A 24,488-nucleotide genomic window follows, 5' to 3' on the forward strand; every position below is an offset into this window, starting at 1 on the left:
CGAGGGTGGTGTTCGGAAAACCGCCAATTTAGCATATTGGCTCCTTGCCCAAAATCCCTGTCGTTGTTAGAGTTTGCCGCACTTTTTTTACCACGCGTTCCCTAGGGTCCCTTTCCCATGTTCAAGAAACTGCGTGGCATGTTTTCCAGTGATCTATCCATCGACCTGGGCACTGCCAACACCCTTATTTACGTGCGTGAGCGCGGTATCGTTCTGAATGAACCCTCTGTCGTTGCCATTCGTACTCACGGCAACCAGAAGAGTGTCGTGGCCGTCGGTACCGAAGCCAAGCGCATGCTGGGCCGTACTCCAGGCAACATCGCAGCCATTCGTCCAATGAAAGACGGCGTTATCGCCGACTTCAGCGTCTGCGAAAAAATGTTGCAGTACTTCATCAACAAGGTCCACGAAAACAGCTTTCTGCAGCCCAGCCCTCGTGTGCTGATCTGCGTTCCGTGCAAATCCACCCAGGTTGAGCGTCGTGCCATTCGCGAATCTGCCCTGGGTGCAGGTGCACGCGAAGTATTCCTGATCGAAGAGCCAATGGCCGCTGCAATCGGTGCCGGTCTGCCGGTGGAAGAAGCTCGCGGTTCGATGGTTGTCGACATCGGCGGCGGCACCACCGAGATCGCGCTGATTTCCCTGAACGGTGTGGTGTATGCCGAATCCGTACGTGTAGGCGGCGACCGTTTCGATGAAGCGATCATCACTTATGTGCGTCGTAACTACGGCAGCCTGATCGGCGAATCCACCGCCGAGCGCATCAAGCAGGAAATCGGTACGGCCTACCCGGGCGGTGAAGTGCGTGAAGTCGACGTTCGCGGCCGCAACCTGGCTGAAGGCGTGCCACGTGCGTTCACCCTGAACTCCAACGAAGTGCTTGAAGCGCTTCAGGAGTCATTGGCGACCATCGTTCAGGCGGTCAAGAGCGCTCTGGAGCAGTCGCCTCCGGAACTGGCCTCGGACATCGCCGAGCGTGGTCTGGTCCTGACCGGTGGCGGTGCATTGCTGCGTGATCTGGACAAATTGCTGGCTCAGGAAACAGGTCTGCCGGTGATCATTGCCGAAGACCCGCTGACCTGCGTAGCCCGCGGCGGTGGCCGTGCGCTGGAAATGATGGATAAGCACACCATGGATCTGCTCTCCAGCGAGTAATTCGCCGGAGTGCCTTTCACGGAGTCTTTTGTATGCAGGTGGCGTATGTGCTACCTGTATGCATCGTGCTGACACCGAAACAGGGTGCCTATCTCTTTCATTTGTCCAGGCCGGTTACATACCGCATGAATAATTGCCAATCGAAGTTCGATCCAACGATCGCATGCCCCGGAGGAGCGGCCTATTAAACCGCTTTTCGCAAAAGGCCCTTCGCTGGGCGTACGTCTGCTGGTGCTGGCCGTTCTGTCGGTTGCGTTGATGGTTGTCGACGCCCGCTTTACGATCCTCAAGCCCGTGCGCAGCCAGATGTCGATGGTGCTCATGCAGTCCTACTGGATCGTTGATCTGCCACAACGTTTGTATCAAGGCGTTGCCAGTCAGTTCGGCAGCCGCACAGAGCTGATCGCCGAAAACGAAAAACTCAAGACCGAAGCGTTGCTCCTGCAAGGTCGCCTGCAAAAGCTGGCGGCACTGACCGAGCAGAACGTTCGTTTGCGTGAGTTGCTGAACTCTTCTGCGCTGGTCAACGAAAAGGTCGAGGTCGCCGAGTTGATCGGCATGGACCCGAACCCCTTCACCCATCGCATCATCATCAACAAGGGCGAGCGCGACGGCGTTGTGCTGGGCCAGCCGGTGCTCGATGCGCGTGGCCTGATGGGCCAGGTTGTCGAGCTGATGCCGTACACCTCGCGGGTCCTGCTGCTGACTGATACGACCCACAGCATTCCGGTGCAGGTGAATCGCAACGGCCTGCGTGCTATCGCCAGCGGCACCGGCAACCCTGAACGGCTTGAGCTTCGGCATGTGGCAGATACTGCCGACATCAAAGAGGGTGATCTGCTGGTCAGTTCCGGCCTGGGGCAGCGCTTCCCGGCTGGCTACCCGGTGGCTACGGTCAAGGAAGTGATTCACGACTCCGGCCAGCCGTTCGCAATCGTGCGTGCCGTGCCAACCGCCGCATTGAATCGCAGCCGTTATCTGCTGCTGGTGTTCTCGGACGGCCGTTCGCCGGAAGAGCGCGCTGCCGACGCGGCGCAAGCGCAGGAATCCATCGACAAGGGTATCGAGCCTTCAGTGATGGCGACCCTGCCGCCGCCGACACCTGCTTTCCCGATGTGGCCGCAAGCAACTGTTCCGGTATTCCCGGGCAGCACTGCAACGCACAAGCCTGCTGCGCAATCGACAACGCCTGCGCCGACTGCAGCGCCTGTGACACCGACAAGGCCTGCCGCCCGGCCTGCTGCTTCACAGCCGCCTGCTTCAAGACCTTCCACTGCTCGGGAGCCTATCGATGGTTAGTCATGTTTCCGGGCGCAATGGCTGGGTGGTCTGGCTGACGTTTGCGATCGGTCTGTTGCTGAGCGTTTCGCCGCTGCCGCAATTCATGGAAATCTTCCGGCCCTTGTGGCTGGCCCTGTTGCTGACCTTCTGGGTTCTGGCGCTGCCGCACAAATACGGTATGACCACTGCGTGGATACTGGGGCTGATGGAAGATGTGCTGTATGGCACATTGCTCGGCCAGAATGCGCTGATCCTCAGCCTGATCACGTTTCTGGTGATGTCCCTGCAGCAGCGACTGCGTATGTTCCCCATGTGGCAGCAATGTCTGGTGCTGTTGGTCGTATTCGGTCTGGCGCAGCTTGCGCAGCTCTGGCTGAGTGCATTGACCGGCAACCGTCAGCCTACGTTGGCGCTGGTTCTACCCGCGCTGGTCAGTGCCCTGTTGTGGCCCTGGATCAGCTATGGCCTGCGTGGATTGCGCAAACGTTTGAAAATCAATTAAGCGCAAGGTGAGCGCGACGCCCCGCTGCGTCCCTGGCGCTCACCCGAACAGACACGGAGATGTCCTTATGCCCTCGCTTTATCTGGCTTCTGGCTCGCCGCGCCGCCGCGAACTTCTGACTCAGATCGGTGTGTCCTTTACCGTACTGAACGCTCAGATTGACGAAACTCCCTTCGACCACGAAACCCCGGCTGCCTATGTCGAGCGTCTTGCGCTCGGCAAGGCCCAGGCCGGGCTGTCTGTGCTGGCGGCCGAAAAACAGGCCTGCGTGATGGGCGCTGACACGGCGGTGGTGCTTGATGGGCGCATTCTCGGCAAGCCGGCCGATGAGGCGGATGCTCTGGCCATGCTGACGGCCCTGTCCGGGCGCGAGCACGAAGTGATGACTGCCGTTGCGCTGAGTGATCGGCATCGCAGTGAAACCCGTATTGTGACCAGTCGCGTGCGCTTTCGCCCGATTCAACCCCACGAGGCCCAAGCCTACTGGGCCAGTGGCGAGCCTGCCGACAAGGCCGGAGGCTATGCCATTCAAGGGCTGGCGGCGATTTTCGTCGAGGGCCTGCAAGGCAGCTATTCTGGGGTGGTTGGTCTGCCTCTGTGTGAAACCGCAGAACTGCTTGGCCATTTCGGCATACCCTGCTGGCAATGCCTGGAAGGTGACGAGTCATGAGTGAAGAGATCCTGATCAACATCACCCCGATGGAATCACGGGTGGCAGTGGTAGAAAACGGTGTTCTGCAAGAGGTGCACGTCGAGCGTACCCAACGCCGCGGCATCGTCGGCAATATCTACAAAGGCAAGGTAGTGCGGGTGCTTCCCGGCATGCAGGCGGCGTTCATCGATATCGGTCTGGACCGCGCTGCATTCATTCATGCCTCGGAAATATCCATGCGTGAAGGGCCTGCCGTCGAGAGCATTGCGTCGCTGGTGCATGACGGCCAGAGCCTTGTGGTGCAAGTCACCAAGGACCCCATCGGCAGCAAAGGCGCGCGGCTGACTACCCAGCTCTCCATTCCGTCACGGTATCTGGTGTACATGCCGCGCACTGCGCATGTAGGCATTTCCCTGAAAATCGAGGACGAGGCAGAGCGTGAACGACTGAAAAAAGTTGTCAGCGATTGTGTCGCCCTGGAAGGTATCAAAGAGGCCGGAGGCTTTATTCTGCGTACCGCGGCCGAAGGTGCCGGTGCTGATGAAATCCTCATGGATATCCGCTATCTGCGCAGGCTCTGGGATCAGATCGGCGAGCAGATCAAGACCGTCAGCCCGCCTACGGTGATTTATGAGGACCTGGGCCTGGCCCTGCGTACCTTGCGTGACCTGGTGAGCCCGCGTATCGAAAAAATCCGCATCGACTCGCGGGAAACCTTTCAGAAGACCACCCAGTTCGTGGCCGAATTGATGCCGGAGATTGCCGACAGGCTGGAGCATTATCCGGGCGAACGGCCGATCTTCGACCTCTATGGGGTCGAGGATGAAATCCAGAAAGCTCTCGAACGCAAGGTGCCGCTCAAGTCCGGTGGTTATCTGGTGGTCGATCCGGCCGAGGCGATGAGCACTATCGACGTCAATACCGGCGCGTTTGTGGGGCATCGCAACCTTGAAGAAACCATCTTCAAGACCAACCTGGAAGCCGCGACAGCCATTGCCCGGCAGCTGCGCCTGCGCAATCTGGGCGGCATCATCATTATCGATTTCATCGACATGGAAGACGGTGAACACCAGCGTCAGGTGTTACGCACGCTGGAGAAACAGCTGGAGCGCGATCACGCCAAGACCAATATCATCGGTATCACCGAGCTTGGCCTGGTGCAGATGACCCGCAAGCGCACCCGTGAAAGTCTTGAACAAGTGCTCTGCGAGCCCTGCCATTGCTGCGCGGGTCGGGGCAAGCTGAAAACCCCCGAGACCATTTGCTATGAAATCTTTCGCGAGATCCTGCGAGAAGCCCGAGCCTATCAGGCGGTGGGTTATCGGGTTCTGGCCAATCAGCGCGTGGTCGATCGCTTGCTCGACGAGGAGTCGGGCAATGTGGCTGAACTGGAGAGCTTCATTGGCCGGACCATCCGTTTTCAGGTAGAAACCATGTACTCGCAGGAACAATACGACGTGGTGCTGCTCTGAGGGTGCTGATCGTTTGAAATATGATGACAAGTGCCCTTCGGGTTTCTGGCAGGTATGCCGTTTTATCGAGAATGATGCGTGGGAAATGAGCAAAACCTGTACCGGAACGCACCTGCACACCTGAGCCGGAATCGATTCGCCGATTCCGCTGCTTGTATCCCGCAGCGGAGGGCATCCTGAGATGGGTCGTCTTCCTCGCCTTGTTGCAACCCTGACTCGTTGGGGTCTGAGCCTGTGCGCACTGGTTTTGGTGCTCGCGGCGTTGTACGTAAGCCTCGGGCGTCAGCTCACGCCGCTGGTTGCCGAATACCGTGTGGATGTGGAAACCAGGGCCAGCAGCGCGCTGGGCATGCCGTTGAGCATTGGCAGTCTGGAAGGCAGCTGGAGCCGGTTTGCCCCGGTTTTTCTGGCTCACGACGTCATGGTCGGAGAGGGTTCCAGTGCTGTGCGTCTTGATCGTGTAAGGGTTGTTCCCGACCTCTGGGAAAGCCTGCTGGCGCGTCAAGTGCGCATCGCTCATCTCGAGGTGGACGGCCTGCAGTTCATGCTCAGGCAGGACAAGGAGGGCAACTGGTCGGTAAAGGGCTTACCAGTGCGCAACGACAGCCCGTTCGACCCCGGGCAAGTGCTTGAGCAAATGCAGATGGTCTCGCACTTGTCGCTGCTCGACAGCCAGGTCACTGTGCAACCGTTTGACGCCGCGCCGCTGACCCTGACCTATGTAAACCTCAGTCTGGCCACAGGCAGTTATCACCAGCGCCTTGATGCACGCCTGACGCTGCCGGATGGTCAGCCGTTTGCCCTGAATGTGCGTTCACGTATCCAGGCCAGTCAATGGAAGGACGGCGAGGCAGATGTCTACGCCAGCCTGCCGCAAAGCGACTGGGCCAAGTGGTTGCCAAAAAGCCTCACGCGGGAATGGACACTGTCGAAGCTGCAGGCCGGTGGCGAGCTGTGGATGAGCTGGGGCAAGGGCACTGTGCAAAGCGCGACTGCGCGGCTTAATGCGCCGCATGTCAAAGGCGTTTATGCCGGTCGCAAACCCTCGACTGTCGACAATCTCGCGCTCAACGCCTGGTTTGCGCGCACTGACACAGGTTTCGACCTGAACCTCGATTCACTGGCGATGAGCCTAGGCGAAAAGCGCTGGGAAAGCCGCCTGCAACTCACACAAACCGCTGCGACGCCCGACAGCGAAGAACTCTGGCATGTGCAGGCCGATCGCCTGGACCTGACGCCGCTCACGCCGCTTATTGATTCCCTCGCACCGTTGCCGGAGAAAGCCATGGCAGTGGTCGACGGTCTCAAGGTGACAGGCGGGCTGCGTAACGTGTTGCTGGATTACCGGCCACAGGCAACCGGCGACAAGCGCCTGAGCTTTGCCGCCAATCTGGACAAGGTGGGGTTCAACGCCTATCACGGTGCCCCGGCGGCCGGAAATGTCACCGGTGCCATCAGCGGCGATCTGGGCCAGGGCGAACTGCGGCTCGACACCAATGACTTTATGCTTCATCTGGACCCTATCTTCGCCAATCCCTGGCGCTACCAGAAGGCCAATGCCCGTCTGACCTGGAAGCTCGATGATCAGGCATTCACCCTGATCGCGCCGTATATCAAGGTGCTCGGTGACGAAGGCAAGATCGCGGCAGACTTTCTGATCAGGATTCATCTCAGCCATGAGCAGGAAGACTACATGGACCTGCGGGTCGGCATGGTCGACGGCGATGGCCGTTACACCAGCAAGTATCTGCCTACAGCCCTCAGTCCCGAGCTTGATCACTGGCTGCGCACCGCCGTGGTGAGTGGTGCGGTCAAGCAGGGTTTCTTTCAGTATCAAGGGTCGCTGAACAAGAGTTCGCCCGACACCGCACGCGTCATCGGCCTGTTTTTCGATGTCAGCAACGCAACGCTGGCGTTCCAGCCGGGCTGGCCTTCGTTGACCGGAGTCGACGGCAAGGTTTACGTCGAAAACAGCGGCGTGCGAGTCAAGGCAAGCAAAGGGCAGTTGCTCGATACCAAAGTAAGCAACGTGCTGGTCAATATTCCCCACGTCCCGGCAGGTCAGGACAGCCACCTGCTGGTCGATGGCAGTTTCTCCGGCAATCTGATCGATGGCCTGAAGATTCTCCAGCAAGCGCCCATCGGCACGGCCAGCACGTTTGCCGGTTGGACCGGGGAAGGTCCGCTGGATGGCAAGCTGAAGCTGGATATTCCGCTGGCCAAGGGCGTCGAGCCAAAGGTCGTGGTGGATTTCAGTACCGACAATGCGCGTTTGAAACTGGCTGACCCGGTGCTGGAATTGACTCGCCTCAAGGGCGATTTCCGCTTTGACAGCGCCAAAGGGCTGAGCGGCAAGGGCATCAAGGCGCAGGCATTTGATCGTCCCGTGACCGCAGAAATCGCTGCCGAAGGCAAGCCAGGCGACAACGTGACACGCATTGTGGCAAACGGGCAGATCACCGTGAAGCGGCTGACCGACTGGCTGAGCGTTACCCAGCCACTGCCGGTGTCGGGTGACTTGCCGTATCAGCTGCAATTGACTCTGGACAGCAAGGACAGCCCGTTGGTGATCAACTCCACGCTCAAGGGCGTGGCAATCGATCTGCCTGCACCGTTTGGCAAGACTGCCGAGGAGGAGCGTCCCAGCGAGTTCCGCATGACCCTGCAAGGCACGGAGCGCAGGCTTGGCGTGGCGTATAACGATCAGGCCAACTTTGCTTTTGCCGCACCGAATGGCAGGTTTGCCGACGGTCGCGGCGAGCTATATCTGGGGCGCGGCGGGGCGATAGTGCCGGACGCCAAAGGGCTGCGGATTCGTGGCGAATTGTCTGAGCTGGACGTAGCGCCCTGGCAGGAGCTGGCTGGACGATATACCGGCAATGATCCGGGCGGCAGCGCAAAACAACTGCTCAACAGCGTCGACCTGCAGATCGGCAAGCTGACGGCGATGGGCACCACGCTGGATAACGTACGTGTTCAATTGCAGCGCAATGCTGCGGCCTGGGCCTTGTCGCTGGACAGCGCGCTGGCCAAGGGCACTGCCGTGCTGCCCGACGCGAAGTCCGCGCCGATCGGTATCAACATGCTCTACGTGCGACTGCCTGCCTCTGATCCGAATGCGGCGGTCGTCGAGAACGCGCCTGACCCTCTGGCGGATATCGACCCGCACAATATTCCTGCGCTGGACGTGAAGATTGCCCAGCTGTTTCAGGGTGACCAGTTACTGGGTGCCTGGTCGCTGAAAACCCGCCCGACGGCGACCGGTATGCGCATGTCCGACCTGAGTCTGGGGCTCAAAGGTATTTTGCTCGAGGGCGATGGTGCCTGGGAGGGCACTCCGGGCTCCAGCAGCAGCTCGTTCAAGGGGCGTGTGGCAGGCAAGAATCTGGCCGACGTGCTCAAGGCCTGGAACTTCGCGCCGACGGTCACCAGTGAAAGTTTCGAAATGAATGTCGACGGACGCTGGCCGGGTTCGCCTGCCTGGGTGGGCCTCAAGCGCTATTCCGGCAGCCTGGATGCGACGTTGAACAGAGGCCAGTTTGTCGAGGTAGAAGGCGGTGCTCAGGCGCTGCGGGTGTTTGGATTGTTGAATTTCAACTCCATCGGCCGTCGCTTGCGCCTGGACTTCTCCGACCTGCTGGGCAAAGGGCTCAGTTACGACCGGGTCAAAGGGCTGCTGGTCGCCAGTGACGGTGTTTATGTGACGCGCAACCCGATTACCCTGACCGGGCCGTCGAGTAATCTTGAGCTCAACGGTACGCTGGACATGGTCCGCGACCGCGTTGATGCGAAGCTGCTGGTGACCTTGCCGGTGACCAACAACCTGCCGATCGCGGCACTAATTGTCGGTGCGCCAGCCATTGGCGGCGCGCTGTTCCTGGTCGACAAGCTGCTGGGCGACAGGGTTGCCCGCTTCGCCAGCGTGCAATACAAGGTCGAAGGGCCTTGGAAAGAGCCGAAGATCACGTTCGACAAGCCATTTGAAAAGCCCCAATAGCGCCGCATGGAGTACAGTGGTGGCCAGGTCATCAAGGAGCGGGTCGCCATGTCCTTTGCTGTGATTCAGATGGTCAGCCAAAGCGATGTCCAGGCTAATCTGGTCAGCGCTCGCCGCTTGCTGGAGCAGGCAGCCGAAGGTGGCGCGCGGCTCGCGGTGCTGCCCGAAAACTTTGTTGCCATGGGGCGGCGTGACGTGGCCAACATCGGTCGTGCCGAAGCTCATGGGCATGGGCCGATCCTGCCATGGTTGAAACTGGCCGCTCGCGACCTCAAGTTATGGATTGTTGCCGGAACCTTGCCACTGCCGCCGGATGAGCGACCCGATGGCAAGGTGACGGCGTGTTCGTTGCTGATCGATGAACACGGTGAGCAGGTGGCCCGGTATGACAAGCTGCATCTGTTTGATGTGGATGTTGCTGACAATCGGGGCCGCTACCGTGAATCCGATGACTATGCTCACGGAAACAATGTGGTGGTGGCCGATACACCTGTAGGGCGCGTGGGGCTGACAGTCTGTTATGACTTGCGCTTCCCCGAGCTGTACACCGCGCTGCGGGAGGCCGGTGCTGAACTGATTACCGCGCCGTCAGCTTTTACTGCGGTAACGGGTGCTGCGCACTGGGACATTCTGATCCGGGCGCGCGCCATCGAAACCCAGTGTTACGTGCTGGCGGCGGCACAGGGCGGGGTCCATCCGGGGCCTCGCGAGACCTACGGGCACGCGGCCATCGTTGATCCATGGGGCCGCGTACTGGCCGAGCAGGCACAGGGTGAAGCCGTGCTGCTGGCCAAGCGCGACAGTGAAGAACAGGCGTCCATACGGGCGCGGATGCCGGTGTCCAGTCACCGGCGCTTTTTTTCGCAGGACGCCATGCGGCCTGCTTCGGAGTGAATATGAGTGATCTGTCCTCAGTCAGCGAACACCTTCTGGCCCCTGGTGGCCTGAGCCTCGACAGCCTGCAATCGGTGCTCGGAGAGCTTGCCGGGCCGGGTATCGACGCGGCTGATCTGTATTTTCAGGGCATGATCTCCGAGTCCTGGTCGCTCGAAGACGGCATCGTCAAGGAAGGCAGTTTCAATCTCGATCAAGGCGTGGGCGTGCGCGCTCAATCGGGCGAAAAGACTGGTTTCGCTTACAGCAACGCTATCACTGAGGACGCACTGCGCACCGCTGCCCGTGCTGCCCGTTCCATCTCCCGCGCTGGGCAGAATGGCCGGGTGCAGGCTTTTACCTCGCAGGATGTGGCCCAGTTGTACGCCCCGGATAATCCTCTGGAAGTGCTGAGCCGCGCCGAGAAGGTCGAACTGCTCAAGCGCATTGACGTCGCGACGCGCGCGCTGGACTCGCGTATCCAGCAGGTGTCGGTGAGCATGGCCGGTGTCTGGGAGCGCATTCTGGTGGCCGCAGCCGATGGCAGTCTGGCCGCCGATGTGCGTCCGCTGGTGCGCTTCAACGTCAGTGTCATCGTCGAGCAGAACGGCCGCCGCGAGCGGGGCGGGCATGGCGGTGGCGGGCGTACGGACTACCGTTATTTCCTGACCGATGATCGTGCCATGGGCTACGCGCGTGAAGCGCTACGTCAGGCGCTGGTCAACCTGGAAGCTATTCCTGCTCCGGCAGGCACATTGCCGGTGGTGCTGGGTTCCGGCTGGTCAGGCGTGCTGCTGCACGAGGCGGTTGGTCACGGCCTTGAAGGTGACTTCAATCGCAAGGGCAGTTCGGCTTACAGCGGGCGCATGGGCGAGATGGTTGCATCGAAACTTTGCACGATTGTTGACGACGGTACCCTTGCAGGGCGTCGCGGCTCGCTGAGTGTCGATGACGAAGGCACACCGACCGAGTGCACCACACTGATTGAGAACGGCGTGCTCAAGGGCTACATGCAGGACAAGCTCAATGCTCGCTTGATGGGTGTCGCACGCACTGGTAACGGTCGTCGCGAGTCCTACGCTCACCTGCCGATGCCACGTATGACCAATACCTACATGCTGGGCGGGCAGAGCGACCCGCAGGAAATCATCGCCTCGGTGAAGCGCGGTATTTACTGCGCCAATCTGGGTGGCGGTCAGGTGGATATCACCAGCGGCAAATTCGTGTTTTCGACCAGCGAGGCTTATTTAATCGAGGACGGCAAAATCACTGCGCCGGTCAAGGGTGCGACCTTGATCGGTAACGGGCCGGAAGCCATGAGCAGGGTATCGATGGTGGGCGACGACCTGTCGCTCGATAGCGGCGTGGGGACGTGCGGGAAGGACGGCCAGTCTCTGCCGGTCGGTGTGGGTCAGCCCACGCTGAAAATCGATGCGATCACGGTAGGTGGTACGGGTAGCTGAAGGTGAGTCGGGGCTGGCCGCTTGCTGCTGCCGGCCCCGCGGTTGAAATCAACGCAGACCGCGTTGAAGTTCGTCCAGCTCACGGATGTATTTGAAGATTTTGCGGCTGGTGGCCGGCGGTTTGTTACGTGCAACTTCGTGTTGCGCCTGACGAATCAGCGAGCGCAGCTGCTGACGGTCGGCATCGGGGTATTCGACAACGAATTTCTCGAGGTCGGCGTCATCACCCGCGATCAGGCGATCACGCCAGCGCTCCAGATTGTGAAAACGTTCGTTGTATTGGCGAGTGGAGGCATCGAGTTGGTCCAGCAACACCAGAATGGCTTCTTGGTCCTGATCGCGCATCAGCTTGCCAATGAACAGAATATGCCGCTTTCGCGCGATGTTCGCCGTGTGCTTGGGCGCTTCGGCCAGGGCCTTGCGCAAAGCGTCGGTCAGCGGCAGCTTGGCCAGCACATCGGCTTTGAGTGTTGTCAGTCGCTCGCCGAGGTCGACCAGAGCATGCAGCTCTCGTTTGACCTGGGTTTTGCTTTTCTCCCCGTCGAGGGAGTCGTCGTAAGAATCAACCATGGGGGCAGTCCGCAAAGAAACGCCGCCATGATAACCAGTCGTGGGCCGCTTGTCCGGCCCGGTCGGTATTCGGCCTGTGCTGAAAGAAGAATTTGATGGAGAAAGTCATGAGTGCAACCCAAAGCGTCGGTCCGCAAGCCTTGCCCGAACTGCAGGAACAGGTCGAGCAGATTATCGCCGAAGCCCGGCGTCAGGGCGCCAGCGCCTGCGAAGTCGCAGTGTCGGTGGATCAGGGGCTGTCGACATCGGTCCGTCAGCGTGAAGTTGAAACCGTAGAGTTCAACCGCGACCAGGGTTTCGGTATCACCCTGTATGTCGGGCAGCGTAAAGGCTCTGCCAGCACCTCGGCCACGGGGGCCGATGCCATTCGTGAAACCGTCGCCGCTGCATTGGCGATTGCCGAGCACACCTCCGAAGACGAAAGCTCCGGGCTGGCTGATGCTGCGCTGATGGCCAAAGAGGTCATGGATTTCGATCTTTATCATACCTGGGATATAACGCCCGAGCAGGCCATCGAGAAAGCGCTGACCTGCGAAGCCGCGGCCTTCGACGCCGACAGCCGGATCAAGAACGCCGATGGCACCACGCTCAATACCCATCAGGGCTGCCGTGTGTATGGCAACAGTAATGGCTTCGTCGGTGGTTATGCATCAACGCGGCACAGCCTCAGTTGCGTGATGATCGCCGAGGGCGAAGGCCAGATGCAGCGTGATTACTGGTACGACGTCAATCGCCAGGGTGAGTTGCTGGCCGATGCCCAGAGCATTGGTCGCAAGGCTGCGTTGCGTGCGGCGAGCCGTCTGGGTGCGCGTCCTGTGCCGACCTGTGAAGTGCCGGTGCTGTTTGCCGCAGAACTGGCAGGTGGCCTGTTCGGCAGCTTTCTCGGTGCCATTTCCGGTGGCAACCTGTACCGTAAATCGTCATTTCTGGAGGGTGCCCTGGGTCAGCGGCTGTTCCCGGAGTGGATGACCATTGATGAGCGTCCGCACTTGAAGCACGCAATGGGCAGTTCGGCGTTCGACAGCGACGGTCTGGCGACGTTTGCCAAACCGTTCGTGGAAGGCGGCGATCTGGTTTCCTATGTGCTGAGTACTTATTCCGGCCGCAAGCTGGGCATGCCGAGCACTGCCAATGCGGGCGGGGTGCATAACCTGTTCGTCACCCATGGTTCGGAAGATCAGGCCGCGCTGATTCGACGTATGGGCCGTGGCTTGCTGGTAACCGAATTGATGGGCAGCGGCCTGAACATGGTTACCGGTGACTATTCGCGGGGCGCAGCAGGTTTCTGGGTCGAGAACGGGGAAATACAATTTCCGGTTCAGGAAGTGACGATTGCCGGCAACATGCGTGACATGTTCAAGCAGATCGTCGCCGTTGGCAGCGATCTTGAACTGCGCAGCAACATCCGCACAGGCTCGGTGCTGATCGAGCGTATGACCGTAGCGGGTAGCTGAGCCTAGCGACGCTTCGCTGGTCCGCGATATCCAGGTTTTGTAGGAGCTGACTCGTCCGCGAACTGCCGGGAACCGGCAGCAAAACCAAGCGCCTCGGTGCACCAGATACAGCCAAGGTGGCCTGTTTTAAGGCCGCTTTGCAGCCCATCGCGGACAAGTCCGCTCCCACGCCCTCCGGGCCGAAGCAGCCCTACGCTTGTCCGCGATATCCAGGTTTTGTAGGAGCTGACTCGTCCGCTAACTGCCGGGAACCGGCAGCAAAACCAAGCGCCTCGGTGCACCAGATACAGCCAAGGTGGCCTGTTTTAGGGCCGCTTTGCAGCCCATCGCGGACAAGTCCGCTCCCACTCCGGGCCGAAGCAGCCCTACGCTGGTCCGCGATATCCAGGTTTTGTAGGAGCTGACTCGTCCGCTAACTGCCGGGAACCGGCAGCAAAACCAAGCGCCTCGGTGCACCAGATACAGTCAAGGTGGCCTGTTTTAGGGCCGCTTTGCAGCCCATCGCGGACAAGTCCGCTCCCACGCCCTCCGGGACGAAGCAGCCCTAGGCTGGTCCGCGATATTCAGGTTTTGAGCGGACTCTGCCGGGAACCGGCAGCAAAGCGGGCATCTCAGTACCTGTATATGACGCACTCGTTCAAGATCGCGCTTGTAATGATTCTTTATATCATTTAATAATGAATATCATTATTAAGATGAGCTGCGGTCATGGGTTCTGTTCTGCACGAGCTGTCTTATCTGGAAAACTGGCGTGGATTGAGTCTGCGGATTCGTTGCGCCCTTGAGCCCGACGAGCCTCGGCTGATCGAGCACTACCTCGCCGAAGGGCGCTATCTGGCGCGTTTTACCGCCACGCCCCAGCCCATGATTGCCGAAACCACTTTCCGTCTTTTGATAGACACCGCACGCGATACGGCATTGCCGTGGCACTGGCGCTGCCTGTGTCTGGATCAGGCCTGGCGTCCGCTGCGTGATTTACAGGCAATCGCCTCCACGCCTGCGCGGCGTCAGCGCTGGCAAGCCTGTGTTCATCAACTGGCGACCTGCGTGCTACAGCCCTCTATTTCCCTCTCTGAACTGGTGCAAGGACATTGCGATGAGTAATACCCGTATCGAACGCGACAGCATGGGCCAGCTACAGGTCCCGGCCGAGGCCCTTTACGGCGCGCAGACTCAGCGTGCGGTGGAAAACTTTCCGATCAGCCATCAACGCATGCCCCGCCAATTCATTCGTGCCCTGTTGCTGGCCAAGGCGGCTGCAGCGCAGGCGAACCTAGAGCTGGAGCAGATCAGCGAGGGGCAGAGCAGGGCGATTGTCAGTGCCGTGAAAGACCTGCTGGCCAGTGACTACATGGCGCATTTTCCGGTCGATATCTTTCAGACCGGTTCCGGCACCAGTACCAACATGAACGCCAACGAGGTGATCGCCACGCTGGCCACGCGTGTGCTGGGCGAAGAGGTCAACCCCAATGACCACGTCAACTGCGGGCAGAGCAGCAACGACATCATCCCGACCACGATTCATGTGAGCGCTGCACTGGCTCTGCACGAACAACTGCTGCCTGCGCTGGCCCATCTGGTGCAAGTGACCGAACACAAAGCCGAGCAGGTCCATGCCTTCGTCAAGACTGGTCGTACGCATCTGATGGACGCGATGCCCGTGCGCATGAGCCAGGTGCTCAACGGCTGGTCACAGCAGATTCGCGCCAACGTCGAGCATCTGCAAGGTCTCCAGCCGAGCCTTCAGTCACTGGCACAGGGCGGCACCGCAGTCGGTACCGGGATCAACGCGCATCCTGAGTTTTCGGCTCGTTTCAGTCGTCAGTTGAGCACGTTGACCGGTGTGCAATTCGCGCCTGGCAAGAACCTGTTCGCGTTGATCGGTTCGCAGGACACCGCGGTCGCGGTATCCGGCCAGCTCAAAGCCACGGCGGTGTCGCTGATGAAAATTGCCAACGACCTGCGCTGGATGAATTCGGGGCCACTGGCAGGGCTGGGTGAGATCGAGCTGGAGGCTTTGCAGCCGGGCTCATCGATCATGCCGGGCAAGGTCAACCCGGTCATCCCGGAAGCCACCGCCATGGTCGCCGCGCAAGTGATCGGCAACGACGCGACGATTACCGTGGCGGGACAGTCCGGCAACTTCGAACTTAACGTGATGCTGCCGATCATCGCCCAGAACCTGCTCAGCAGCATCGAGCTGCTGGCCAATTCCAGTCGGCTGCTGGCTGACAAAGCGATTGCGAGCTTCAAGGTCAATGAATCCAAGCTCAAGGAAGCGCTGTCGCGTAATCCGATTCTGGTGACGGCCCTCAACCCGATCATTGGCTATCAGAAAGCCGCCGAAATTGCCAAGACCGCTTACAAGCAGGGCCGTCCGGTCATTGACGTCGCCCTTGAGCACACTGATTTGCAACGTAGCGAACTGGAAGTGTTGCTCAACCCTGAAAAACTCACCGCTGGCGGTATTTGATTCCAGCCAGCCAACGTCCCCTGGAGGTATGACCATGCAGCATTGGAAACGCACTATCGAGCAGGCCAATCGCTGTTTCAATCTGGGCGAGTGGGTCGAAGCCCGCGAGCTTTACCTTCAGGCGCTGGCGTTGGCGCAAGTGTTGTTCGAGCGTTGGGCGGATGTCGACGAGGCCGTCGCGGCCTGTGTGATTTCTCACCACAACCTGGCGGACCTGCACCTGAGCCTCGGTCAGCCTGAGGAAAGCGCTGAATACCTGTGTGCCATTCATCAACATCTGTTGCGGACCATGCAGGATCAGCGTCTTCCTCCAGCGCTACGTGAGGCAGCCTTGCGCCACAGCAGCAAAACCTACGCCGAGTTGCTGAGCTTTATCAGTGAACACGGCGAATACCCGCGCACTCATCGGTTGTTGAACAGCAGCAGCGAGCACACGCGCTCATCGTTGCAGCGCCACTCGGCAGCCACTTCCGGACTTTTCTACGGAGCACATTGAAATGCCTTATACCTTGCCTGCACTGCCTTACGCATACGATGCCCTGGAGCCGCACATCGATGCGCAAACCATGGAGATCCATTACACCAAGCATCACCAGACCTACATCAACAACCTTAATGCTGCGATCGAAGGCACCGAGTTTGCTGACTGGTCCGTCGAGAAGCTGGTGGCCAGCATCAAGCAGTTGCCTGAAAACCTGCGTCCGGCGGTCATCAACCAGGGTGGCGGTCACGCGAATCATTCGTTGTTCTGGGAGGTGATGGTGCCAGGCGGAGGCGGTTTGCCCAAAGGCGCTGTCGCTTTGGCCATCGACGAGCAGCTGGGTGGCTATGACAGCTTCAAGGAAGCGTTTACCAAAGCCGCATTGACCCGTTTCGGCAGCGGCTGGGCATGGCTGAGCGTCACCCCTGGCAAAAAGCTGGTGGTTGAAAGCAGCGGTAATCAGGACAGCCCGTTGATGAATGGCAATACGCCGATTCTGGGTCTGGATGTATGGGAGCACGCTTACTACCTGCGCTATCAGAACCGTCGCCCCGAATACATCAACGCGTTCTACAACGTGATCAATTGGGATGAAGTGTCTCGACGTTATCAGGCCGCTCTGGCCTGACTCCCGTAACCGGGCTCAAGGCAGCTTATGCGCTCAGGAATATTCGCTCTCAGCGGTGTGCGGTTGTTGCGGCTCGTCGTAGGCACCGGGCTGCTGTTGGCAGGTATGGCGTTACTGATTGCTCACGGTTTGAGCTGGTTGCGGATGCACTGCTGGTGACCTTGGAAGGGGCGTATTTGAGGGCTTACTCGCCCTCATCAAACTTGTTGTTGATCAGTTCAACCAGGCCATCGAGCGCTTCCTGCTCGAATTCGCCTTCGGTTTTCAGATGGATTTCGGTGCCTTTGCCTGCCGCCAGCATCATCACGGCCATGATGCTTTTACCATCGACCATGGTCTGCTCAGAGCGGCCAACCCTGATCGTGCAAGGGAACTTGCCTGCGACGCCGACGAATTTGGCGGCAGCGCGGGCATGCAGGCCCAATTTGTTGATGATGGTGATTTGACGAGCGGGCATCGCAGTGAAAATCCTTTCAGCTAAGGTCGCGGTGGCGAACCTGAACGTTCTTGAGTGATTGTTGCAAGACCTGGCCGAGCCGTTCGGTCAGGTAGACAGAGCGGTGATGTCCGCCGGTGCAGCCAATGGCAATGGTAACGTAAGAACGGTTGCTGGCTGCAAACCGGGGCAACCATTTGTTCAGATAAGCGAAGATGTCCTGAAACATCTCTTCAACATCGGGTTGCACCGACAGGTAGTCGATAACCGGTTGTTCAAGCCCGGAATGGTCGCGCAGTTCAGGCTTCCAGTACGGGTTGGGCAGGCAGCGCACATCGAATACCAGATCTGCGTCGACGGGCATGCCACGCTTGAAACCAAAGGATTCGATCAGAAACGCAGTGCCTGGCTCGGGCTTGTTCAGCAGGCGAAACTTGAGTGCGTCGCGCAACTGATAGAGGTTCAGGTGGGTGGTGTTGATTTTCAGGTCGGCCAGATCGATGATCGGGCCCAGCAGCGTTGTCTCGTCGCATATCGCCTCGGCCAGCGAACGATCTGCCGTGCTCAAAGGATGACGACGCCTGGTTTCCGAGAAGCGTTTGAGAAGGGTTGCTTCATTCGCATCCAGGTAAAGCACGTCGCACTGGATGTTGCGTGAGCGGACTTCATCCAGCATTTGCGGAAAGCGGGTCAGGTGACTGGGCAGGTTTCGCGCATCGATGGACACCGCCAGCAAGGGCTCGGCCAGTTCAGTATTGATCAGCGCTCGCTCGGCCAGTTCCGGCAGCAGTCCGGCAGGCAGGTTGTCGACACAGTAAAAACCGTTGTCTTCCAGCACGTCGAGGGCTGTACTTTTACCCGAGCCGGAACGGCCGCTGACGATGATCATGCGCATGGTCAGTTTCCGTTCTGCACGTCCAGCACCACTTGATAAAGCGCTTCAGCACTTTCGGCACTGCGCAGGCGCTTACGCACATCTTTGTCATCAAGCATGCTGGCGATCTGGCGCAATAACTCCAGGTGCTCATCAGTAGCAGCCTGCGGGACCAGCAGGACGAACAGCAGGTCAACCGGCGCGCCATCGATGGCGTCGAAATCCACGGGGGTAGCGAGGTGAATGACTGCACTGACAGGCTCGCTGCAGTCAGCAAGGCGGCAATGAGGGATGGCAATACCGTTGCCGAAACCGGTCGAACCCAGTTTTTCACGGGCAACAAGACTTGCGAATACTGTGTCCTGAACCATGCCCGGTACTTCACGACCGATCAGGTTGGCAATTTCTTCAAGTACACGCTTTTTACTGCCACCCGGCACGTTCACAAGGGAGCGGCCGGGGGTCAGGATATTTTCAATTCGGATCATTTGAATGGGCGTTAGCGAGCGGCCGCACCTTTGAGGATGCTTTGCTGCTTTTCCTTATGCTTGAGCAATTGTCGGTCTAGCTTGTCAGTGAGCAGGTCGATGGCAGCATACATGTCGTCATGTTCAGCATTGGCAACGACCTCTCCACCATGGATGTGCAACGTGGCTTCGATCTTCTGCTTGAGCTTTTCGACCGTCATCGTGACCTGCACGTTGGTAATCTTGTCAAAATGCCCCTCGAGCTTTTTGAGCTTGAGCTCAACGTATTCACGAAGGGGTTTGGTCACTTCCAGTTGATGTCCACTGATGTTGACTTGCATACAGCTTTCTCCTTTGCCAGTGCATAAAGAGACAGGCATGGTGCCTGTCTCTGGGACGCTGTGGCTGGGCCTGCATCACATCAGCCGCTTACGCTCACTGGAAGGCGCTATCCCGAGTGACTCGCGGTACTTGGCGACTGTGCGACGGGCTACTTGAATGCCTTGTGCCTCCAGTAAACCAGCGATCTTGCTATCACTCAACGGCTTTTTCTGATTTTCCGCCGCAACCAGTTTTTTGATGATTGCGCGAATTGCCGTGGACGAGCATTCACCGCCCTCGGAAGTGCTCACATGGCTCGAGAAGAAGTATTTCAGCTCGTAAATGCCGCGTGGCGTGTGCATGAACTTCTGGGTGGTCACGCGCGAGATGGTCGATTCATGCATGCCCACTGCCTCGGCAATGTCGTGCAGGACAAGCGGCTTCATCGCCTCGTCGCCGTATTCAAGAAAGCCGCGCTGATGTTCGACGATCTGGGTGGCGACTTTCATCAGTGTCTCGTTGCGGCTTTGCAGGCTCTTGATGAACCAGCGCGCCTCTTGCAACTGGTTGCGCATGAAGGTGTTGTCTGCGCTGGTATCGGCCCGGCGTACAAAACCTGCGTATTGCGGATTGACACGCAGGCGCGGTACGGACTCCTGATTGAGCTCGACCAGCCAGCGCTCGTTGTCCTTGCGCACGATTACATCGGGAATGACGTACTCGGCTTCTGTGGATTCGATTTGTGAGCCAGGGCGCGGGTTGAGGCTCTGGACCAGCTCGATGACCTGGCGCAGCTCGTCTTCCTTGAGCTTCATGCGCCGCATCAACTGGCCGTAATCGCGACTTCCCAGCAGATCTATGTAGTCGGTGACCAACCGTTGCGCTTCCATCAGCCAAGGTGTTTTGGCTGGCAACTGGCGAAGCTGCAGGAGCAGGCATTCGCTCAGGTTTCGGGCGCCGATGCCTGCCGGCTCAAACTGCTGGATGCGGTGCAGTACAGCTTCGATTTCGTCGAGTTCGATGTCCAGCTCGGGATCGAAAGACTCGAGAATCTCATCGAGGGTTTCGTCCAGATAGCCCTGGTTGTTGATGCAGTCGATCAGCGTAACCGCCACCAGACGGTCCTTGTCGGACATCGGGGCGACGTTCAATTGCCACAGCAGGTGGCTTTGCAGGCTTTCGCCTGCAGATGTGCGTGTGGTGAAGTCCCACTCGTCATCATCGTTGCTTGGCAGGCTGCTGGCGCTGGTCTGGTAGATGTCTTCCCATGCGGTATCGACGGGCAGTTCGTTGGGAATGCGCTCGTTCCATTCGCCGTCTTCAAGATTATCCACGGTAGGCGCGGATTCCTGATAGGTCGGTTCCTGAACGTCGGGGTTGGGCTTTTGTTCGATGTTGTCGGCAAGCGGGTCGGAGTTGTCGAAGTCGTCGCCTTCTTCCTGCCGTTCCAGCATGGGGTTCGATTCCAGCGCCTCCTGGATCTCCTGCTGGAGGTCCAGTGTGGAAAGCTGGAGTAAGCGGATTGCCTGTTGCAGCTGCGGTGTCATCGTCAGCTGCTGGCCCATTCTCAAGACTAGCGATGGTTTCATGGCAGGGGCTAAACACCTTATTCGCCGGCGCTCATGCGCCATCTACTACAGGCGCCGGAGCGCCAACTTAAGCAAATTATATGCCTGAAACCTGTACCTTTGCCTAGAGTGATATGACAAATAAAATATTGTCAACACACTGCACTGGTATCAATCGGCCGCTAAGCGCAAAGGGCAGTCGATTAAAGGCGGAATTCGTGGCCGAGGTAGACCTCTTTCACCAGTTGATTCGCCAGAATGGTCTCGGAATCGCCTTCTGCAATCAGCTGTCCATCGTTGACGATGTAGGCAGTTTCGCAGATGTCCAGCGTTTCACGGACGTTGTGGTCAGTGATCAGCACGCCGATACCCTTGGCCTTGAGGTGGTGAATGATCTGCTTGATATCACCTACCGAAATAGGGTCTACGCCTGCGAAAGGTTCATCCAGCAGGATGAATTTCGGCGCAGTGGCCAGCGCGCGGGCAATTTCCACACGGCGGCGCTCGCCGCCCGACAGGCTCATGCCCAGGTTGTCGCGAATGTGGGTGATGTGAAACTCCTGCAAGAGGCTTTCGAGCTCCTTGCGGCGTGCTCCGGCATCGAGTTCCTTGCGGGTCTCGAGAATCGCCATGATGTTGTCGGACACTGACAGCTTGCGGAAAATCGAGGCTTCCTGCGGCAGGTAACCGATGCCGGCGCGGGCGCGGCCGTGCATGGGCTGATGGCTGACATCCAGGTCATCAATCAGTACGCGACCCTGATCAGCCTGGACCAGACCTACGATCATGTAGAAGCAGGTGGTCTTGCCGGCACCGTTGGGGCCCAGCAGGCCGACGATCTGGCCGCTGTCGATGGAAATGCTCACATCGCGCACGACCTGCCGGCTTTTGTAGCTTTTAGCCAGATGCTGGGCTTTGAGCGTCGCCATTTACTGGGCCTTCTGAGGTTGGTCGGTTTTCTTTTTCGGCTGGATGACCATGTCGATACGCGGACGTGGTGTGGTCACCTTGGCACCGCCATTGGCCCGACCGGCGCTGACGACCTGTCTGACCGTGTCATAAACGATTTTCTCGCCTTCGGAAGTATTGCCATCATTGATGACCTTGGCCTTGTCAATGAGGACGATACGGTCCTGCCCGGCGTAGTACTGAATAGTGACGGCATAGGCCTGCACAATCGGTTTGTCTACGGCAGGCTTCTGCTCGTAATAGGCAAGATTGCCGACAGAGGTGAACACATCCACTTCGCCCTGGGCATTACGCGTGATCGTCACAGTGTTACCGGTGATCTTCATCGAGCCCTGGGTGATGATGACGTTGCCCTTATAGGTTGCTACGCCTTTCTTGTCATCGAGCTGAGCATCGTCAGACTGGATGTGGATCGGCTGATCGCGGTCGGTTGGCAGGGACCAGGCGCTCGCGCTTCCCAGTGCTGCGCCCAGGCCGAGCAATAAAGGAAGAGTTTTAACGAGCCTCATACTGTCCTCTTACGTTGGACAGCAGGTCCATCCTGCTGTCTTTCAAATATGCTTTCATTCCCTTGGCCGTAGTCACACCGCCGGCGCCGTCGATTCTAACGTCTTGCTCGGTCTGCGCATATTGCTTCTGAGGGAATACGGTCATTCGACTGGTAGTGATAATAGTCGTACGTTGTTTTTCATCGGTACGCTCGACACGAACGGAATCGATCAGCTCGACCTGGTCGCCGCCGGACGAAACTTCGCCTTTCTTGCTCTGTACGTGCCATGGAAACTCGCCACCGCGGTACATGTGCAGGTCGGGCGTGGTCAACAGGGTCACGTCAGTGGCTTTCACGTGCTCGACCTTGTCTGAGGTCATGTCGTACTGAAGCGTGCCATCGGGCAGGTACTGCACGCTGTGGGCATTGATCGCATAGTAGTCGATGACCGTGTCGTCAACGGTCGACACCGGCTGATCCATAAAACTTTCCGGGCTGATGTTCCAGTAACCGACCGCTGCCAGCAGCAGCGCCAGTACCCCGAGCAGCAGGAACTTGCGAATTTTTTTAGTGAACATAATGGCTTCTATAAATAGACGGAGTGAGCCGCTTCAAGGTTGCCTTGCGCACTCAGAATCAGTTCGCAGAATTCGCGTGCCGCACCTTCGCCGCCCCGCGCTCTGGTTATTCCGTGTGCATGCTCGCGTACAAAACTCGCGGCATTGGCAACCGCCATGCCCAGACCGACGCGCCTGATGACTGGCAAGTCTGGCAGATCATCACCCAGATAGGCGACTTGTTCGTAGCCAAGCTGGAGTTCTGCGAGCAGTTTGTCCAGTACTACCAACTTGTCTTCACGTCCCTGAAACAGGTGTTCAATACCCAGGCTCTTTGCCCGGCGCTCGACTATCGCAGTCTTGCGGCCGCTGATAATGGCTGTTGTGACGCCTGAGGCTATCAGCATTTTTATGCCTTGGCCGTCGAGAGTGTTGAATGTCTTGATCTCGCTGCCATCTTCCATGAAGTAAAGGCGGCCGTCGGTCAGTACGCCATCGACGTCGAAAACGGCCAGCTTGATAGCCTTGCCGCGTTGCATGAGGTCCTGGGTCATCGTTTCGGTTTCCATTACATGACGCCTGCGCGCAAAAGATCCTGCAAGTTGAACGCGCCAACCGGCCGGTCGTACTGGTCTACGACAACAAGCGCACTGATTTTGTTGTCCTCCATGATTTTCAGCGCTTCGGCGGCCAGCATTTCTGCATGGGCCGTCTTGCCGTGAAGGGTCATGACCTCATCAATGATGGTCTGGCGAATATCGACAGGGCGGTCCAGCGTTCTGCGCAAATCGCCGTCGGTGAAGATACCGGCCAGTGTGCCGTCAGCTTCGACAATCGCGGTCATGCCCAGGCCCTTGCGGGTCATTTCCAGCAGCGCATCCCTGAGCAGGGTGCCGCGTTGAACGCTGGGCAGTGCGTCACCGGAGTGCATGACATTCTCGACCTTGAGCAGCAGACGACGACCCAGCGCGCCGCCTGGATGGGAGAATGCAAAATCTTCAGCGGTGAAACCCCGTGCGTCCAGCAGCGCCACGGCCAGCGCGTCGCCCATGACCAGTGCCGCGGTGGTCGAAGAGGTCGGTGCCAGATTGAGCGGGCAGGCCTCATGCACGACGTGGGCGTTGAGATTGATATCGGCAGCCTTGGCCAGAATGGACTCGGGGTCGCCGGTCAGGCTGATCATCTTTATGCCCAGGCGCTTGATCAGCGGCAGCAGGGTCACGATCTCGTGGGTGCTGCCGGAGTTCGACAGGGCCAGGATAATGTCATCGCGGGTGATCATGCCCATGTCGCCATGACTGGCTTCAGCTGGATGCACGAAAAAAGAGGTCGTGCCCGTGCTCGCCAGTGTGGCGGCAATCTTGTTGCCGATGTGTCCGGACTTGCCCATGCCGACGACAACAACTCGGCCTTTGCTGGCGAGGATCATTTCGCACGCGCGCACGAAATCGCCGTCAAGACGTTCAAGCAAGCCTTGTATGGCTTCTATCTCAAGGCGAATGGTGCGTTGCGCCGATTGGATCAGGTCACTGGATTGGTTCATGTCTGGAAAGGGTCAGCCTGCTGAAAGGCGGCGATTATAGCGGTAATGAACGATTCCCTCACGTCTGATCGTCGTTGTGTTGTTTTTAAACGAATTTCCTACGCACTTGAGGGTCTGTATCCACGCCTGATGCCATAACATTGTGGTACAGAATAATTCAACGATTACCTGAACCGCTCGGTTCTCTTCTTGGGGGCGGGTGGCGGCGGTGGTATAGTTCGCGGCCTGTTCGGCGCGCCTGGACAGCTGGTCGGCCTCCAAG

At 58.7% G+C, this 24,488-nt stretch carries 24 protein-coding genes; 13 read left to right on the forward strand and 11 right to left on the reverse strand.

Annotation, left to right across the window (positions count from 1 at the left end):
- Nucleotides 1-117 precede the first annotated feature (117 nt).
- The 8 genes from mreB (at nucleotide 118) to tldD (ending at nucleotide 11,395) form a co-directional block, all read left to right on the forward strand.
- Nucleotides 118-1,155, forward strand: a complete 1,038-nt coding sequence (mreB, locus tag LJU29_RS05475) for a rod shape-determining protein MreB (RefSeq protein ID WP_257111755.1) — start codon at nucleotides 118-120, stop codon at nucleotides 1,153-1,155.
- A gap of 231 nt (nucleotides 1,156-1,386) precedes the next feature.
- Nucleotides 1,387-2,454 carry a rod shape-determining protein MreC gene (gene mreC / locus LJU29_RS05480; protein ID WP_005780935.1) on the forward strand — a complete coding sequence of 356 codons (1,068 nt, stop codon included), beginning with the start codon at nucleotides 1,387-1,389 and terminating at the stop codon, nucleotides 2,452-2,454.
- Entirely contained in the window at nucleotides 2,447-2,938 is a 492-nt protein-coding gene (mreD, locus tag LJU29_RS05485; RefSeq protein ID WP_003364106.1) for a rod shape-determining protein MreD, read from the forward strand. The genes mreC and mreD overlap by 8 nt, the downstream gene beginning before the upstream one ends.
- Nucleotides 2,939-3,005: 67 nt before the next feature.
- On the forward strand, nucleotides 3,006-3,608 hold the full coding sequence (locus LJU29_RS05490; protein ID WP_010193323.1) for a Maf family protein: 603 nt from the start codon (nucleotides 3,006-3,008) through the stop codon (nucleotides 3,606-3,608).
- A complete protein-coding gene (gene rng / locus LJU29_RS05495) occupies nucleotides 3,605-5,062 on the forward strand; it encodes a ribonuclease G (RefSeq protein ID WP_004666200.1) in 1,458 nt (485 codons plus the stop codon). The genes LJU29_RS05490 and rng overlap by 4 nt, the downstream gene beginning before the upstream one ends.
- Before the next feature lie 181 nt (nucleotides 5,063-5,243).
- Nucleotides 5,244-9,059, forward strand: a complete 3,816-nt coding sequence (locus LJU29_RS05500) for a YhdP family protein (protein WP_257111756.1) — start codon at nucleotides 5,244-5,246, stop codon at nucleotides 9,057-9,059.
- A 48-nt stretch (nucleotides 9,060-9,107) separates the two neighbouring features.
- Nucleotides 9,108-9,953, forward strand: a complete 846-nt coding sequence (locus tag LJU29_RS05505; protein ID WP_005744983.1) for a carbon-nitrogen hydrolase family protein — start codon at nucleotides 9,108-9,110, stop codon at nucleotides 9,951-9,953.
- A 2-nt stretch (nucleotides 9,954-9,955) separates the two neighbouring features.
- On the forward strand, nucleotides 9,956-11,395 hold the full coding sequence (tldD, locus tag LJU29_RS05510; RefSeq protein WP_057453286.1) for a metalloprotease TldD: 1,440 nt from the start codon (nucleotides 9,956-9,958) through the stop codon (nucleotides 11,393-11,395).
- 48 nt (nucleotides 11,396-11,443) lie between these two features.
- Here the strand turns inward: tldD and yjgA are convergent, their stop codons facing one another.
- The gene (gene yjgA / locus LJU29_RS05515) at nucleotides 11,444-11,965 is read right to left on the reverse strand and encodes a ribosome biogenesis factor YjgA (protein ID WP_003364101.1); all 522 of its coding nucleotides are present in this window, start codon (nucleotides 11,963-11,965) and stop codon (nucleotides 11,444-11,446) included.
- 107 nt (nucleotides 11,966-12,072) lie between these two features.
- On the opposite strand from yjgA, the gene pmbA reads away from it, so the two are divergent.
- The 5 genes from pmbA (at nucleotide 12,073) to LJU29_RS05540 (ending at nucleotide 17,001) form a co-directional block, all read left to right on the forward strand.
- The gene (pmbA, locus tag LJU29_RS05520) at nucleotides 12,073-13,419 is read left to right on the forward strand and encodes a metalloprotease PmbA (protein ID WP_005744984.1); all 1,347 of its coding nucleotides are present in this window, start codon (nucleotides 12,073-12,075) and stop codon (nucleotides 13,417-13,419) included.
- Between the two features lie 708 nt (nucleotides 13,420-14,127).
- Complete coding sequence (locus LJU29_RS05525) at nucleotides 14,128-14,523, forward strand: hypothetical protein (RefSeq protein WP_005744985.1); 396 nt, start codon at nucleotides 14,128-14,130, stop codon at nucleotides 14,521-14,523.
- A complete protein-coding gene (locus tag LJU29_RS05530; protein ID WP_005744987.1) occupies nucleotides 14,516-15,892 on the forward strand; it encodes a class II fumarate hydratase in 1,377 nt (458 codons plus the stop codon). Before LJU29_RS05525 ends, LJU29_RS05530 begins: the two co-directional genes overlap by 8 nt.
- Before the next feature lie 34 nt (nucleotides 15,893-15,926).
- Nucleotides 15,927-16,388, forward strand: a complete 462-nt coding sequence (locus LJU29_RS05535) for a DUF2753 family protein (protein WP_005744988.1) — start codon at nucleotides 15,927-15,929, stop codon at nucleotides 16,386-16,388.
- A 1-nt stretch (nucleotide 16,389) separates the two neighbouring features.
- Nucleotides 16,390-17,001: a superoxide dismutase gene (locus LJU29_RS05540; RefSeq protein WP_005744989.1), complete on the forward strand. Its 612-nt coding sequence runs from the start codon at nucleotides 16,390-16,392 to the stop codon at nucleotides 16,999-17,001.
- A gap of 184 nt (nucleotides 17,002-17,185) precedes the next feature.
- Here the strand turns inward: LJU29_RS05540 and LJU29_RS05545 are convergent, their stop codons facing one another.
- The 10 genes from LJU29_RS05545 to LJU29_RS05590 all read right to left on the reverse strand — a co-directional run bounded on the left by LJU29_RS05545 (nucleotide 17,186) and on the right by LJU29_RS05590 (nucleotide 24,226).
- Entirely contained in the window at nucleotides 17,186-17,458 is a 273-nt protein-coding gene (locus tag LJU29_RS05545; RefSeq protein WP_002555094.1) for an HPr family phosphocarrier protein, read from the reverse strand.
- Nucleotides 17,459-17,474: 16 nt separating this feature from the next.
- Nucleotides 17,475-18,332, reverse strand: a complete 858-nt coding sequence (gene rapZ / locus LJU29_RS05550) for an RNase adapter RapZ (RefSeq protein WP_054996575.1) — start codon at nucleotides 18,330-18,332, stop codon at nucleotides 17,475-17,477.
- A gap of 2 nt (nucleotides 18,333-18,334) precedes the next feature.
- The gene (gene ptsN / locus LJU29_RS05555) at nucleotides 18,335-18,799 is read right to left on the reverse strand and encodes a PTS IIA-like nitrogen regulatory protein PtsN (RefSeq protein WP_005754070.1); all 465 of its coding nucleotides are present in this window, start codon (nucleotides 18,797-18,799) and stop codon (nucleotides 18,335-18,337) included.
- An 11-nt stretch (nucleotides 18,800-18,810) separates the two neighbouring features.
- The gene (gene hpf / locus LJU29_RS05560) at nucleotides 18,811-19,119 is read right to left on the reverse strand and encodes a ribosome hibernation-promoting factor, HPF/YfiA family (RefSeq protein WP_002555091.1); all 309 of its coding nucleotides are present in this window, start codon (nucleotides 19,117-19,119) and stop codon (nucleotides 18,811-18,813) included.
- A gap of 75 nt (nucleotides 19,120-19,194) precedes the next feature.
- Entirely contained in the window at nucleotides 19,195-20,688 is a 1,494-nt protein-coding gene (locus tag LJU29_RS05565; protein ID WP_004656600.1) for an RNA polymerase factor sigma-54, read from the reverse strand.
- Nucleotides 20,689-20,870: 182 nt separating this feature from the next.
- A complete protein-coding gene (lptB, locus tag LJU29_RS05570) occupies nucleotides 20,871-21,596 on the reverse strand; it encodes an LPS export ABC transporter ATP-binding protein (RefSeq protein WP_002555089.1) in 726 nt (241 codons plus the stop codon).
- A complete protein-coding gene (gene lptA / locus LJU29_RS05575) occupies nucleotides 21,597-22,145 on the reverse strand; it encodes a lipopolysaccharide transport periplasmic protein LptA (RefSeq protein ID WP_002555088.1) in 549 nt (182 codons plus the stop codon).
- A complete protein-coding gene (lptC, locus tag LJU29_RS05580) occupies nucleotides 22,132-22,704 on the reverse strand; it encodes an LPS export ABC transporter periplasmic protein LptC (protein WP_002555087.1) in 573 nt (190 codons plus the stop codon). The genes lptA and lptC overlap by 14 nt, the downstream gene beginning before the upstream one ends.
- Nucleotides 22,705-22,712: 8 nt before the next feature.
- A complete protein-coding gene (locus LJU29_RS05585) occupies nucleotides 22,713-23,252 on the reverse strand; it encodes a KdsC family phosphatase (protein ID WP_004666191.1) in 540 nt (179 codons plus the stop codon).
- Complete coding sequence (locus tag LJU29_RS05590; RefSeq protein ID WP_002555085.1) at nucleotides 23,252-24,226, reverse strand: KpsF/GutQ family sugar-phosphate isomerase; 975 nt, start codon at nucleotides 24,224-24,226, stop codon at nucleotides 23,252-23,254. The genes LJU29_RS05585 and LJU29_RS05590 overlap by 1 nt, the downstream gene beginning before the upstream one ends.
- Between the last annotated feature and the right edge of the window lie 262 nt (nucleotides 24,227-24,488).

Source organism: Pseudomonas ficuserectae (genome assembly GCF_024584585.1).
Classification (GTDB): Bacteria; Pseudomonadota; Gammaproteobacteria; order Pseudomonadales; family Pseudomonadaceae; genus Aquipseudomonas; species Aquipseudomonas amygdali.